Origin of the sequence: Clostridium sp. CCUG 7971, from assembly GCF_017590215.1 — a bacterium.
In the GTDB taxonomy this organism is placed as follows: Bacteria; Bacillota; Clostridia; order Peptostreptococcales; family Peptostreptococcaceae; genus Faecalimicrobium.
On the sequence record NZ_JAFFPK010000003.1, the window covers coordinates 15,242 to 31,038 of the forward strand.

At 26.9% G+C, this 15,797-nt stretch carries 14 protein-coding genes; 5 read left to right on the forward strand and 9 right to left on the reverse strand.

Going from position 1 to position 15,797, the window contains the following annotated elements:
• Positions 1-22: 22 nt before the first annotated feature.
• The 4 genes from JWF52_RS00450 to uppS form a co-directional block, all read right to left on the reverse strand.
• Entirely contained in the window at positions 23-925 is a 903-nt protein-coding gene (locus JWF52_RS00450) for a patatin-like phospholipase family protein (RefSeq protein WP_208331409.1), read from the reverse strand.
• Between the two features lie 135 nt (positions 926-1,060).
• On the reverse strand, positions 1,061-3,283 hold the full coding sequence (locus JWF52_RS00455) for a bifunctional diguanylate cyclase/phosphodiesterase (protein WP_208331410.1): 2,223 nt from the start codon (positions 3,281-3,283) through the stop codon (positions 1,061-1,063).
• A gap of 227 nt (positions 3,284-3,510) precedes the next feature.
• Complete coding sequence (locus tag JWF52_RS00460) at positions 3,511-4,254, reverse strand: N-acetylmuramoyl-L-alanine amidase (RefSeq protein ID WP_208331411.1); 744 nt, start codon at positions 4,252-4,254, stop codon at positions 3,511-3,513.
• A gap of 186 nt (positions 4,255-4,440) precedes the next feature.
• Positions 4,441-5,085 (reverse strand): polyprenyl diphosphate synthase, encoded by a 645-nt coding sequence (gene uppS / locus JWF52_RS00465; RefSeq protein WP_208331412.1) that lies wholly within the window; start codon positions 5,083-5,085, stop codon positions 4,441-4,443.
• Between the two features lie 195 nt (positions 5,086-5,280).
• Here uppS and JWF52_RS00470 point away from each other — a divergent pair, with 195 nt between their 5' ends.
• From JWF52_RS00470 to JWF52_RS00485, 4 genes are all read left to right on the forward strand, one after another.
• The gene (locus tag JWF52_RS00470) at positions 5,281-5,745 is read left to right on the forward strand and encodes a DUF4358 domain-containing protein (protein ID WP_208331413.1); all 465 of its coding nucleotides are present in this window, start codon (positions 5,281-5,283) and stop codon (positions 5,743-5,745) included.
• Positions 5,746-6,007: 262 nt separating this feature from the next.
• A complete protein-coding gene (locus tag JWF52_RS00475) occupies positions 6,008-7,234 on the forward strand; it encodes an MBOAT family O-acyltransferase (protein WP_353654845.1) in 1,227 nt (408 codons plus the stop codon).
• Between the two features lie 17 nt (positions 7,235-7,251).
• On the forward strand, positions 7,252-8,418 hold the full coding sequence (locus JWF52_RS00480; protein WP_208331415.1) for a DHHW family protein: 1,167 nt from the start codon (positions 7,252-7,254) through the stop codon (positions 8,416-8,418).
• A 107-nt stretch (positions 8,419-8,525) separates the two neighbouring features.
• Positions 8,526-9,062 carry a hypothetical protein gene (locus tag JWF52_RS00485; RefSeq protein WP_208331416.1) on the forward strand — a complete coding sequence of 179 codons (537 nt, stop codon included), beginning with the start codon at positions 8,526-8,528 and terminating at the stop codon, positions 9,060-9,062.
• A gap of 39 nt (positions 9,063-9,101) precedes the next feature.
• Here the strand turns inward: JWF52_RS00485 and JWF52_RS00490 are convergent, their stop codons facing one another.
• The 3 genes from JWF52_RS00490 to JWF52_RS00500 form a co-directional block, all read right to left on the reverse strand.
• Complete coding sequence (locus tag JWF52_RS00490; RefSeq protein WP_208331417.1) at positions 9,102-9,893, reverse strand: HAD family hydrolase; 792 nt, start codon at positions 9,891-9,893, stop codon at positions 9,102-9,104.
• Between the two features lie 257 nt (positions 9,894-10,150).
• Positions 10,151-10,672, reverse strand: coding sequence for an amidase domain-containing protein (locus JWF52_RS00495; protein ID WP_208331418.1), 522 nt, complete (start codon positions 10,670-10,672; stop codon positions 10,151-10,153).
• A 19-nt stretch (positions 10,673-10,691) separates the two neighbouring features.
• Entirely contained in the window at positions 10,692-11,378 is a 687-nt protein-coding gene (locus JWF52_RS00500) for a DUF3298 and DUF4163 domain-containing protein (RefSeq protein ID WP_208331419.1), read from the reverse strand.
• Between the two features lie 205 nt (positions 11,379-11,583).
• Between JWF52_RS00500 and JWF52_RS00505 the strand changes: the two genes are divergently transcribed.
• Entirely contained in the window at positions 11,584-12,579 is a 996-nt protein-coding gene (locus tag JWF52_RS00505) for an LCP family protein (protein ID WP_286183925.1), read from the forward strand.
• A 59-nt stretch (positions 12,580-12,638) separates the two neighbouring features.
• Here JWF52_RS00505 and JWF52_RS00510 read toward each other — a convergent pair whose 3' ends face one another.
• Together JWF52_RS00510 and JWF52_RS00515 are read right to left on the reverse strand one after the other, a co-directional pair.
• Positions 12,639-14,726 carry a family 10 glycosylhydrolase gene (locus JWF52_RS00510; protein WP_208331421.1) on the reverse strand — a complete coding sequence of 696 codons (2,088 nt, stop codon included), beginning with the start codon at positions 14,724-14,726 and terminating at the stop codon, positions 12,639-12,641.
• A 165-nt stretch (positions 14,727-14,891) separates the two neighbouring features.
• Entirely contained in the window at positions 14,892-15,650 is a 759-nt protein-coding gene (locus JWF52_RS00515; RefSeq protein ID WP_208331422.1) for a C40 family peptidase, read from the reverse strand.
• Positions 15,651-15,797: the final 147 nt, after the last annotated feature.

Here is a 15,797-nt window from a genome sequence, read left to right on the forward strand (position 1 = left end):
TCCAAATATGTTATGTTTTATATTAATTCCATTTCTCTTTTAGCCATTTAATAGTTTCTTCTAAATCACAACTCTCTCCAACTTCAAGTAAATAATCTATAGACCCACAGTCATCCATAGCTATGTCTTTATTTATTTTTGGATTTATTCTATGATAATTATCTTCTAATAGTTTCTTTGAAAATATTTGACTAGTTTGAGAATTTCCCTCTAAAGTTACTTCTATTATAGGAAGGTCTGGATTTTTGCTCATTATCCAATCTATTGCACCCCATGAAGTTGTGTCTTCTTTTATACTATTATGGTTATATCCAGTCCCAATTGATAAAAGTCTCATATCAGATCCCTTCTTATCTAACTCTTTTCCCATAGCATATAATATGCATGATAAACTTGGGTCTGTTGCTATTATCCCTCCATCTATATGGTATTTATATGTTGGAAAAAACACTGGAGCTGCACTACTGCTCATAGCTACATCTATTACCCTTGCATCTTCTGTTGGTGAGTTTGGTATATTATTATAAAAAATCGGCTTCCATGAGCTACTTTCATTTCCTATATAAAAACTTGGTATAACTACTAATTTCCCTAAATCCTTTAATTTTAAATCTATAGGAAATATTTCTAATAAAACTTCTTTTAAATGATCATTATTATATTTAGGTCTTATCATTTCTGAATGAGACTTATCAAATATATATTTTGAATTTTCTACTGAATAAAACTCTTTTATAGTACTTGGACTTACTCCATAAGCTAAAGCTAATGCTATTAGGCTCCCCGTTGATGTTCCGCCTATCATATTAGTAGTTCTAACTATTTCTGAAAAATCCTTTTGAATTCTCTCTAAAATACATATACTTAAAGTTCCTTTTAATCCTCCACCATCAAAAGCTAATATATTGAAAGTAGAATTTCTCATACTTATTCCCTCCACAATTTTATATACTTTAGTATATGTAGTTTATACTTTATGTGAGAATCTATAAAGTATTTGTTAACATATCACTTAATTTTATATGTTGTGATTATAAAAAAAGATGGGAATCCATCTTTTTCAATTTCTATTTCTTAATAATAGTTTTTTATATTTTTCTACTTCAACTGGTTTTGAAAATACATATCCTTGTACTATTTCACATCCTGTACCTTTGAGTATTTCAACCTGACTCATATTTTCAACACCTTCGCATACAGTGTTTAAACTTAAATTCTTTGATAAGTCTACTATTGATTTTAGCATTAGCTCTGTTTTCTCATTATTTTCAATATCTAATAAAAGAGATTTATCTAATTTTAATACATCTATTTGTATATCTTTTAAACTACTTAAATTTGAGTTTCCTGTTCCAAAATCATCCATCGCTACCTTCATTCCTAAAGTTTTTATTTCAGATAACTTTTCATTTATAAACTCAATGTCATTTAATGCCGTTGATTCAGTTATTTCTATTTCAATTAATCTTGGATCAATTTTATATCTATTAATCCCAAACCTAAGCATATCAACTAAATCTTGTTGATATAACTCTACTCTAGATAAATTTATTGCTATTGGTACAACTTCTATGCCTTCATCAATCCAAGATCTAAGTTTTTTACATACCTCATCAAATACCCATTGACCTATATTATTTATAAATCTAGTTTTCTCTGCTAATGGTATAAACTCCATAGGGCTTACCATTCCCATTGTTGGGTGTATCCATCTTATTAAAGCTTCTGCACCAACTATTTTACCTGTGTTTATATTGAATTTAGGTTGATAATGTAAAGAGAATTCTTTATTTCTTATTGCTAAAAACAAATCTCTTTCCATTTGAAGAATTTTCTTTTTCTCTTTACTCATATTTTCATCAAATACTACATATTCCCTATACCTAGTTTCCTTTGACTTTAACCTAGCCATATCTGCATTGTCTATAAACTTCTTCATATTTATTGTCTCATTTTCTATTTTATAAATGCCTATAGATAAATCTACGCTTATCTCTAAATTTAGATTCTTCGTACTTTCTATATTTCCTATTTTTTTCTTTATAAATTCCGCTATTTGGTCTATTTTAAATTCTTCTTTAGTTTCTAGGAGTACTCCAAATGTATCTCCTCCAAGTCTTCCATAGACAATATCTCCTTTAAAATAATACTTTAGGTTATTAGAAATTATTTTTAATATTTCATCTCCAATTTTATATCCATATATATCATTTATAAGTTTAAATTTGTCTATATCAAAACATACAAGAACACACTTTCTTCTTCTTTGCCTTAAAATATATTCCTCCGCTTCTGAAACGAATTTATTATAGTTTATAATCCCCGTTAAGCTATCTTTAAATGCTATATCCATAACCTTTTTCTCATTATTTTTTTGAATCTTTATTATGTAGCTACAAATAATTAAAGATAGTAATATTACCATTATTAATATACTTAACATAATCTTTGCACTGTCTTGTATTTGTAAAAGTATATTTTTCGAAGGAACTGATGTTACCATATACCAATCAGTATCATTTATTTTTGAGAATCCAAAGTAACTCTTTTTACCATGTATTTCTCCTCTTACCTCCCAGTATTCATTACCTTCATGGTAGCTTTTCATTTCATCCGCTGAGTTTTTGTCAAGAAAATCATATACATTTTTTCTTAGCTTATGTTCATGTATAGAAAATAATATATCTCCTGAGTTATTTATAATATATGAGCATCCTTTACCTTCATATATTCCATTTTTTAGTTCCTTAGTTAGAGATGACATATCATTTATACCTATTACGATACCCATTAGTTTATTATTATTTACTATCGGCACTGAATATAAAACAACATCATTTTCATAAGATTTGATTCTTGAAGAGTGTAGTATAATAGGTTTATTTTCCTTAGTAGTTCTTTCTAAAATTTCGTCATTTTTAAAAAAGACATCTTCACCTAAGTTATTTTTTCCTTTTCCGTCTAGTCCTAAAACTAAAATTTTGTTAAATTCTTTGTACTGAACTTTATTATTTAATATATCTGTACTTATTTGAAGTTCTTTATTATCATTAAACTTAACTTTGCTACCTATAAATTTTAACTCACTAATGTAGTTATTTATTTTACTTTCTATATTATGAGATATTTGTATTGTGATTTCTTTTATATTTTCTTTATTTTGATTTATACTATTTTCCAACATTTCTTTTGTATATGAAACTGCTACAATAGTTACTATCATAAAAATTAATGCCATAAGAAATATCCCTATACTATTTTTAATATTTTTATGTATTTTCATAATATTTCCCCTATATCCTAATGAATTTATAAAAATCTCCTTTAAAAACCATAATTTATATATTTTTACATTTTTTGTCACTTTTTATTATATGTTAGCGCTCGTCCTAAAATCAATGTTCAAAATTATATTTAAAATATCCATATCTATCTTAGTATACGGTATACTTATTTATTACTTTAGCTATAAAATAATTTTAAAATAAAAAACTGACTTTACATATAAAGTCAGTTTTTTGTTCGTTTTGATTGTTCATCTAGAAATGATAATACCCCTTGAGATATTCCATCTGCTAATTGATTTTGATATTTTTCATCTAATAATTTTTTAACTTCTTTTGGGTTTGTTAAAAAACCACACTCAACTAAAACAGCTGGCATACGAGTATCTTTTATCACTTTATATATATCTTCTCGAGTGCCTCTATCTTTTATAGCAATATAAGAAGCAATTGTTTCCTGTATTTTCTTTGCTAGCTTATCAGAGCCATCATTTGCTCCGGTTCTATAATATGTTTCTATTCCATTGGCGGTAGTTCCACCACCTTCAGCATTTAGATGTATTGATACTAAAGCGTCTACCTTTTGTACATTTGCCATTTTAACTCTATCTTCTAAGCTGATGAATTTATCTTCTGTTCTAGATATTATAACTTGGACATCATTTTGCTTTGATAGTTTAGCTGCAACTTTTTTACCAATTTCTAATGCCACATCTTTTTCATATATTTTACGAGTGCCATCTTGTGTTCCTTTATCATGACCTCCATGACCTGGATCTACTAAAATGGTGTATTTCTTGTCTAGGCTTTCTTTCTTCTCATCTGATAATTCAAATTGCTTTTCTGCTGCTTTTATATCTTCTGCTTTTGCTGCTAGCTTTTCTTCCTTATCTTTTATAGCTTGGCTTACTCCAGGTGTAATTTTTGTTATTCCAAATATAAAAAGTCCTAAAAAACAAATTAATATCATTATTTTCTTTTTATTTAATTTTCTTTTTTAGGCTTAACTTTTCTTCTTCTATTATTACTATTCTTTCTGCCTGACATATTTTCACCTTTCTAGGATTTATTTACTTTTAGAATATATTTGTATTTTAACATCCTAGAAGGCATTTTTCAACATTTTAAGCCTATAGTTTTCTATATTATTACAACTTTATCCTCCTAATGTTATATCTTGGGTATTAAACCAATCAAAAGCTTGCGATATATGATTTTTATTAAAGTCTGGCCAGTATTCATCTACTACATAAAAATCAGCATAAATAGATTGAACTGGTAAAAATCCACTTAATCTTCTTCTTCCACCCCATCTTATTATTAAATCCAATCTAGATATATCAAATGATTGTATATTTTCTTGTATGTTATTTTTATTTACATTTTGTGCATCAGCTAGAGTATTTAAATCCCAATGCCATCCATAATTTACTAGTAAATTTGCTTTAATTTGACCATCTTTAGGCTCTATACGCTTTGTATAAGGCAACAATTCTTTTGGAAACATAGGAGATTTAGTATTTCCCATTACCAAAAGGGCCGCTCCTTCATTTACTAGCATATTTGCTGCATCTACACAAGCTTTAGTAAAAGCCTCTGTCTGATAAGATGGTCTTTTAGTATTATCTGTTGTAAATCCATAAAATGTAACTTCATCAACCCCCATATCCCTACATGCTCTATATGCATCTAGTCCTGGGTCTAAACCATTATCATATCCCATTTCCTTAGTCATTCCCTGATTTTGTGCCCATCTACGATTTCCATCAGGTATTATACCTACGTGCTTTGGTATTCTCATATATATACACCTCTTTCACTAGGAATTATTTACATTTTTTAGGAATAATACTCTTATTTTATCAAATAATATGTATAGTTCTTATTTTCACATTGATTTTTATATTATTTAATAGTAGACTATTATGTAAATTATTGTAATTATATTTATTTTAAAAATTGCATATAATATAGAGTCTTACTAGGAGGTAGAATTATGAAAAAATTGTTAGTTTTATTTTCAGTTTTATTATCAATTGGATTAGTTGGATGTTCTTCTAAGTCTGACGTTAAAGATATTGCTGTTGAAGACATAAAAAAAGCTGTCAATAATGAAACTCTTTTACCTATCACACCAGTTTCAGATACTGATGCTAAAGAATTTCATGCTTTTGAAAAAGTAAAGGATAATATTAAAGAAGGTTTTGCACTACAAGCTATGATAAATGTAAAATTACAAGATGTAATTGTAGTTAAAACTGACGATGTTGAAAAAATCAAATCAGCCATTGAAGATTATAAAGAAAATTCTTTAAGAATGTTTGCTGACGGATACGGTGGAGAAGAAAATGCTACAGCCGTTTCTAATTCTATACTAGAAAGCAAAGGTAACTATGTTTACTTTATAGCTACTTCTAATGCAAAGGATATTGAAGCAAAAATACTTGAAGTAATAAAATAATTATATATGAAAAATTAAATTATTAGTTTTTCATTATCAACATATAGTAAAAGACCTTTTATTAAAAAGGTCTTTTACTATATATCAAATAAAATTGAAAGTTGGTGATATATTGGTTTTTAGCAGTATAACATTTTTATTTTATTTTTTACCATTAGTAATAATTTGCTATTTTTTATCTCCTTATAAGTTTAAAAATCTTATTCTTCTAATTTTTAGTTTGATTTTTTACTCTTATGGAGAACCAATTTATATATTTATTATGGTACTTTCGTGTATTTCAGATTATATACATGCTTTGATAATTTATAATAATAGAGGAACATTTAAAGCTAAACTTACTTTAATTTCATCTATTATTATAAATTTAAGCTTACTTGGATTTTTCAAGTACAGCGATTTTATTATATCAATCTTAAACAACACTTTAAATACAAATATACCTTTACTTCAAATAACTCTCCCTATTGGAATAAGCTTTTATACATTTCAAACTATGTCCTATACTATAGATGTTTATAGAAATGATGCACCCATTCAGAAAAGTATTATTTCTCTAGCTACTTTTGTTACATTATTTCCTCAGCTTGTGGCAGGTCCAATAGTTAGATACTCTGATATATGTAAAGATTTAAATAATAGGACTCATAATATAGATAAAGTTTATGAAGGTATCTATAGGTTTATAATCGGTCTATCTAAAAAAATAATACTTGCTAATAACCTTGGATTTATTTGGACTAGTATAAAAACTACTCCTTTTAGTTCACTTTCAAACTTAACTGCTTGGCTTGGAATTATATGTTTTACACTTCAGATATACTTTGACTTTTCTGGGTACTCTGATATGGCAATAGGTCTTGGTAAAATTTTTGGATTTGATTTTTTAGACAACTTTAATTTCCCCTATGTATCAAAATCAATTACAGAGTTTTGGAGAAGATGGCATATTTCTTTAGGAGTATGGTTTAAAGACTATGTTTATGTTCCTCTTGGTGGAAATAGATGCAAAAAATCTAGGTGGTTTTTTAATATTTTTGTTGTATGGTTTTTAACTGGACTTTGGCATGGAGCTAGCTTTAATTTCATTTTATGGGGGCTTTATTTTGGATTTATTTTAGTTTTGGAAAAGTTGTTTTTACTTAAGGTACTTGATAATATTCCTAAACTATTAAGACATTTATATGTTTTATTTTTAGTAATAGTTAGCTTTGTTATATTTGATATTCCTAATTTTAAGGATATTTTTAATTATTTAAATGCTATGTTTAATATAAACAATAGTTTTGTTGATAAACATTTTTATTATTACTTAGTTCCTAATATATTACTTCTAATACTTTCTATGATAGCTTCAACACCTATTATAAAAAATGTATTAGATAAAAATATATATATTAGATCCATAGTCTTAATATTTGGTTTTACTATTTCTTGTGCATTTTTAGTGGATTCTTCATTTAATCCATTTTTATATTTTAGATTTTAAAGAAAGGATAGTAACTTATGAATAAAAAATTAGCTTTTAACAGCTCATTATCAAAAAATTTTAAATCTAATATTTTAAAATATATTACTATTATATTTTTCTTTGGCTCTATTTTTATAGTTCCTATTATTACTCTAGCTACTCCTGATAAAAAAATAAATGAAATTGAAAATAAAGTGCTAACTCAATTCCCTGAGTTTTCTCTTCCCAGCATAAAAAGTAAAAGATTTATGAAAAACTTTGATAATTATACTTCAGATCAATTTCCATTTAGGACAGATTTTATTAAATTAAAGAATATGTACAATTATACTATTGGAAATCGTGAATTTAGAGATATTTATATAGGTAAAAATGGTCGTCTTATGGAAAAATTTATCTTTAATAAAGATAATATAGATAAAAATATTTCCCAGACAATAAATATATCTAAATATCTTTATGATAATTATAATATTAACTCTAAATTAATGGTAATACCTACATCAATAGCTTTTTATGAAGATTTACTTCCTTCTTGGTCATATACTGACAATCAAAAATCTTCACTTAATTATATTGAAGAAAATATAAATTCTAATTTATCAAAACTTAGTTTTTATACTCCTTACAATATACTGAGTAAAAATAAAGATAAATATATATACTTTAATACTGACCATCACTGGACACAACTTGGTGCTAAAATAACTTATGATGATATGTATAATAATAATCTAGATAATAAATTATATAGCAATTATTATAAAGTTGCAGATAATTTTTATGGAACCTATTATTCAAAAGCAATACTACCTCAAATAAAAGGTGACGCTGTATCTGCTTATAAAAACTATAATAACTTTAAAATGAGTATGGATTTTAGTAAAACTTTTAACACTCTTTATGATGAAGATAAATTAAATGGTAAAAATAAGTATCAATATTTCCTTCATGGTGATCCAGGCTTTGCAGTTATTGAAGGAAACTCAAGTAAGCTTAGTGAGATACTAATTTTTAAAGATTCTTATGCTCATAGCTTTATACCTTTTTTAACAAACGATTATAGTAAAATTCATGTTGTAGATCCAAGGTATTATAATTTAGATGTTAAAGATTATTTAAATAATAATAAAAATATTAGAGAAGTACTCTTTATTAATAATTTACAAACTTTTAATTCCTATAAATTGTATAAAAAGTAAAATAATACAAATACTATATGATATTAATGAAATTTTTACAAATGAAATAGAAAAATACTATAGATTAATAGTTAATATTATTTATTCTATTAAGTAAAGGAGAACAAATGAAAAAGTTTAATAAAATTATTTTATGCTTATGTACTATTATATTTTTTACAACGGGATGCTCAAAATCTAATGAAAAATTAGAAAAAATTAATATAAATGATATTAAAAATAATGAAAAAATGACTTCTGATATGATGTATAATATAAGTTATATAATTAAAAATCCATCCCATGATAAGTATACATTTAAATTCAGCCTAGAATCTGATAATGGTAGCTTAGATTTAGGAGAGCTATATAGCCCTGAACAAAACGATAAAAGAAAAGAAGATATTTTTATAACTTTAAGTATATCTAAAAATGAAAATGATGGTTATGTAATTACTAGAGGTGTCTCAACGATTAAAGATAATAAATTAATTGATGAAAGTATAGCTACTAGTGATTTTAGTGCTATTGGAGTTAATAATGTTAGTTTTGAAGATATAAAATTAGAAAATAAAGAAATAACTAGTAAAAAAATTCCTATTGTTAATATAAAATCTAAGGGCAGTAAAAATCTTGGAAAAATAAATGTACAAATCGAAAAATAATAGAAAAACCTACTTTTAGTATAAAGTAGGTTCTTTTCATTATAATGATAATTCAAATACTTCTCTTATTTTATCTATTACTCCATCTTCAGTATTTCTCTTAGCTCTAAATCTTGCTACTTTCTTTAAGTCATCATGAGCATTCTCCATAGCATAACTATGATATGCACTTCCCATCATTTCTAAGTCATTTAAATAATCTCCAAATACCATTGTTTCTTCATGTGCTATATTTAACAGTTCTTGAAGTTTATTTATAGCTACTCCTTTATTTACTCCTTTTGCCATTATATCTAACCAAATAGCTCCAGAAATACTTACTTGTAATTTACCTCTATAATCTTTGTAATAATTATGACTATTGGTTTCAGAACCTAAAAAATCACATATTGCTATTTTTAATATATCATCTTCTACTTTAGTTAAATCATCTACGATTTTATATTCTTCATAATACTTTTCTGTCTCTTCTATAAACCTTTCATCAGTACTTTCTATATATGCCGATTTTTTACCACATAATATAACATATGCACCTTCTATGGTTCTTCCTATTTTTATAAGTTCTCTTGCTACTTCTTTATCTAACGCATTTAGTAACAATTCTTCTCCTTTATACATTACGAAAGTTCCATTTTCAGCGATAAACATCATATCATCAGCTACATCTTCAAATCTTTTTAATAGATTATAATATTGTCTTCCACTTGCAGCTGCAAATATTACATCTTTCTTTTTTAATTCTTCAAACACTTTATAAAAATCTTTGCTTATTTCATTTTTATCATTTAATAAAGTTCCATCCATATCTGTGGCTATTAATTTTATCATGATTTTCACTCCTGATTTTTGTTAGTTTAAATTTTGCTCTCCCTTATTATATACTATTTTAATTATTTTAGCTAAAATTGAGAAAGGCTATTAATTAAATGTTTAATTAATAGCCTTTAAAAGTTAATTTTGAGCAACGGATGTGATCGAGCGAAGTCGAAATAACTCGCCAATACATTGCTCAAGTGTCATATCGTTGGCGACATGAGCGAAGCGAATCTTTGAGCCACGTGTGGGCGACACGAGCAACGCGAGTTTTACCAATTATAATATCCTAATATTTTTATATATCTTCTTTCTCCTTCTTTTAAACTTAATGGGTAATTAAGTAAATCATATGTGTGTTGACTTATAAGATAATCAATTAAATACTCTCCTTCTAAAATTATATCTGTAACTATCATAGTATGATATGCTCTGCCTTCATATACAAGCTGAACTATATCTCCTAGCTCAAGCTCATTATAATTAGCTAGCCTTGCATATATACCAAAGTTTTGAGTATTTTCATTGTTATTTCCTATTATATATTTGTAAAATGGTTCTGCTGCTGTCCATGTAGGTGTCCTTGAATATTCACTATACCAGTACCATTTTTTTAGCACATCAGTTCCATCATTATCAAATGGTATGTTTCCAGCTTTTATAGCCTGAGATATAAAATTAGTACAGTCTCCACCATAGTTTTCGTAATTTGCATATGCTGGATTATGTGATAATGCCCATCTTTGAGCATAATCTACTGCTTTTTCTCTATCATACCTTTGTAATTCTTTCATATATATCCCCCCTCTTAAATTAATTTGTTTTGCATATATTATTTATTGTATATTCACTTAAATAATCTTTGTATTCTTCAAATAAAATTTTAAATTCTGTAAAATAAGAACACCTTTTACTCATTTCATAACTAGAAAATGAAACTGTAATTCCGTCTTCTTCAATATAAAATACTTGATTATTATCGATACCTAAAAAATCATCATAGCTATAGAGTGATTCACCATCATTTTCATAGCTATAAACAATTTCATTATCATCTATACTTTCACAAATTTCTTCTGTATTTTCAATAATCTCTAATATTTTATTATTAATTAAATCTATATAATTAACATCTTGTTTAAATATATCTCTTAATTTAATTTCTTTTTCTAAACTTATATCATAATTATAAGAATTTACATAAGTTATATCGTATAATCCTATTAATTGTGAGAATTCTATAGGTATACTAATAATATTATTTTGATTAAAAGTTACTCTATATTCAGTAACTGCATGAAATATATGATCGCTAATTCTAAACATACAATTATCTATTTCATAGCGCATTATGTCTTTAAAAGCTTTTATATCTTCATATATTGCTTGATTTATATGTTTAATAATATTATTTTCTTCATGTTTAATAACTGGATAGTTTATGTTGTACCTAACCAATTTACCTTCATCTTCTATCACATATTTATTTATGGATAGCATAAGCATCCTCCTATTCATAGTTAATGTTATTTTAGATACATCACTAAATTCAATTTTGTGTATATTATTTAATATGAATAGTGCAAAGTTTTTGTTATATATTCATTGTATTTTTTTTGTAATACATATTCTATTGAATATATTTGTATATTTTAATATAATAAAATGTATATCATTGAAAAAAAACAAGAAAGAAGGGATTAATTTGTCGAAAAAAAGCAATAAAGGGTTAAAAAGGCTTGTTATACTTTTAATCGTTTTAGTATTAGCCTTCCCTGCTGCCGCTTTTGGATATGTTTATTTTAAATTAAATTCTATACATGACTCTAGTGCAGATCAATCTATATTAGATAATTTAAACTTTAAAAATGAGAAGGGCATAACTAACATATTATTAGCTGGAACAGATGGTAGACCTGGAGAAAAAAATTCAAGATCTGATGCTATGATGATACTTACTGTAGACAATAAAAACAAAAGTCTTAAGCTTACATCATTAGCCCGTGATTCTTATGTTGATATACCAGGACATGGAAAGCAAAAACTTACTCATGCCTACGTATATGGAGGAATAAACTTATTAACTGAAACTATAGAAAAAAACTTTGATTTAGATATACAAAACTATGCTGTAGTTGACTTTTTCTCTTTCATGGATATAGTTGATGCATTAGGCGGAGTTAGCGTCGAAGTTAAGAAAGATGAATTAAAAGAGTTAAACAAATTTATACCTGAGACATATGCTTGGAATGAAAGTTCTGACAAAGGTTCTATAGAATATGTAAATAGCGCTGGAAAACAAACTTTAAATGGATATCAAACTTTAGCATTCTCTCGTATTAGAAAAAATGATACTGCAATGGAAAGAGATAGAAGACAAAGAGAAGTTATTGAAGGTTTAATAAGTGGAGTTAATGATTTACCTATTACTAAATATCCTAATTTAGTTGATACAATACTTCCATATGTTAAAACTAACATGAAACCAACTCAAATACTTGCTCTTGGTGGAAAAGTTTTAAGTATAGGAGACCTTAGTATAAAACAAATGGAATTCCCTATTGATGATGATGTTCATAGTAAAGGTGGAATATTAGGAAAAGCTGGTTGGGTTTTACAATTTAAACCAGATACACTAGACATACTTCACGATTTTATATTTAAAAACATAATGCCTAAAGACAATGAAAAATTAAAATAAATATTAAAAGGTATGAAATAGAATTTAACTTCTAATTTCATACCTTTTTTAATTATAAACTATTTTAATAAGTTTAAAATACTATTAAATGTATTTTGGTTAATGCCTCCACCAACTTGATATACTAAGTTAGTAGATCTTGGTTCTAAAACTGTCTTTTGAGTTGAATTAATGCTATTTCCTCCTAATACTATTGGAGATTTAAGTTTTGATGCTAAAGGTCCGGCAGCTAATGCATCTACTAATATATCACCTTTTGTTACAAGTACTGAATTATAATTATTATTTGTATAGAATTTTTGCATTACTTTAGCATTAGTTTCATATCTATTTTGTCCATAAATTCTATTGTTTACTATATTGTTAGTAGTTATAGAGTTTATTTTATTTACAACAGAATTTCCTAAAACTGTTTCTCCACCTATAAAGTAAGCATCTTGTAAGTGATTACTTTTTAACCATTCATAAGTGTCATTATTTAAACTATCTTTATTTGATAATATTATTGGTTGCTTATCTTCACCAGCTTTAGAAGCAATTGATAATGCATCAGCTTCTCCTATTCCACCAGCTATGTATACTTTGTTTATATCCTGAGTTTTACTTATTTCTTTAGCTACATTAAGTGATGTTTCATATCTATTTAATCCACCTACTCTATTTACATTAGCACTTGGGAGTGTACTTTTAACTTCACTTACTATATTATTATTAACTACAGCATTTCCGCCTATTACTATTATATTATTAGGCTTTAATCTAAGTAGTTCAGCTTTAGTAGATTCATGTACATTGTTCTTATCTACTAGTAATATTGGTGCATTTTTAGTAGTTGCAAGTGGTGTTGCAGTTACCCCATCAACTAAAGAGTATGCACTTGTAAGAACTACAGTATCTGAACCATCATTCCACCCTTCTTTACTTATTTTAACTGCTGTATCAAATCTTCTTTCTCCTTCAAGTTTTTTAACTGGAACAGAAGGTATTGGATTATTTATGTATAAATTTTTCATATCTTCTTGTAGTTTAGTATTTCTTATAATATCTCTTGCTGAGAAATATATACTACCTTTTACTTCACTATATTTTCTATTTAAATTTATTTGATCTTTTATTTCTGCCGCTATGTTTTGGTTAGAGTTACTTGCTTCTCCTTGCTTATATACTCCTTGCCCTATGTATAAATCAACATTGGTTCCTTTTACTTCATTAGCCCACCAAGGAATTAACTTTGAATAATCAGCAGCTTTTGTTCCTATTGGCCAATATACCTGAGGAGTAATATAATCAACTAAACCTTGTCTTATCCAAGCTCTTGTATCTGCATAATCATATGAGTAACTTTCAGCTCCACTAGTATCTGAACCTGTTGAATCATTTCCTTTATTTCTCCATATACCTCTTGGACTAACTCCAAACCTTACATTTGACTTTATACTTTTAATAGATGACTTAACTTCTCTTAATAAAGTATTTACATTTTCTCTTCTCCAGTCACCTCTATCTTTTCCATTTCCATATTTATTATATGCATCATCATCGTTTATTCCACCTGTATAGAAATAGTCATCAAAATGTACTCCATCTACATTATACTTTCTTACTACTTCAGATACAGTGTCTACTACATGTTTTCTAACTTCTGGTAATCCTGGATTGTATATTAATGATTTTCCATTGTTTAATACCCAACCTGGATTTAATCTTGCTGGATGGTTTGAAGCTAATTTACTTGTGTCAGTACCTGATGTTGTTATTCTATATGGATTAAACCATGCATGAAACTCCATACCTCTTTTATGAGCTTCATCTATTAGAAATGGTAATGGATCATATCCTGGATTTTTGCCTTGCGTTCCAGTTAATACATCTGACCATGGATTTATACTTGATTGGTATAAGGCATCTGCCTTTGGTCTTACTTGCACTACTACTGCATTTATTCCCGTACTCTTTAACTTATCTAATAAATCTGTATACTCTTTCTTTTGCTGAGTTTGATTGTTCTTTGTCTTAGGCCAGTCCATATTGTAAACTGTAGATACCCAAGCAGCTCTCATCTCTTCATTGCTCGCTGCAAATGTATCTAAACTAAGTGCTGTAAATATCATAACTAGCGATAACATTAATATTTTTAATTTCCTCATTGCTTCCCCCCATCAAATTTCTTATATTTTCTACAAAGTGTTACAATATAGAGTATACATAAACAAAATATTCTAGTCAAATGATAAAAGTTGATAAATATTTGATACAATTTGAAATTAATAAAATATAAAAAGCAGTAGATAATAAATCTACTGCTTCATATATTATAATATACGTTTTGCGCTTACATATGTTCTTGAATAGTATCCTGAGTTAATCTTATCGATTTTAACATTTTCACCAGGTCTTGGAGAGTGTACCATCTTAGAATCTCCTATATAAATACCCACGTGATTTATACCATTTCCTGCAGATGAGAAGAATAGTAAGTCTCCAGCTTTTAAGTCTTTTTTACTAACTGACTTGCCAACTTTAGCTTGCTCTCTTGACGATCTTGGTAACTTTACATTTGCTCCATTTTTATATGCATATGAAGTAAGTCCTGAACAATCAAATGCACTAGGTCCTCCAGCTCCCCATTTATACGGTTTGCCCATTTGTTTTTTTGCTATATCTATAGTCTTATCTACTTTAGATATGTTTGTATTAGTATTGATAGTTGTATTAGAATTTTGAATATTTATGTATGAACCACTAGCCCATCCTACTACTCCATTTGATAGCTTTACTTTATACCATCCATTGCTACCTTTCTCTAATATATTTACAGTTTCATTAGTGTACGCTTTTCCTACAATAGAATGTTTGGTACTTGCTCCACTTCTAATATTTAAATAGTCACATGGCTTGATTTTACCTGTTTGAGTGTTAGATCTTGTATAAGACTGTGATAAAACAGTTTCTTTAGGAAGTGCATAAGATGTTTCTAAATTTTGCCCTATATAAATAAAACTTGAAAGCATTGTTATAGTAATTACTTTAGGTAATACATTTTTAGTAAATTGCCTCTTTTTTATTCCCATAATTCCCCCCTTAAAATTCTAGATAATATAATTTTAGTATATTTTTACATTTTTTTCAATATTTTAATCATATTATATAATTTCAAGACTAAATTTAAATAAAATTATTATATGCGAATATTCAAAATATGTTACTTTTTTGTAACT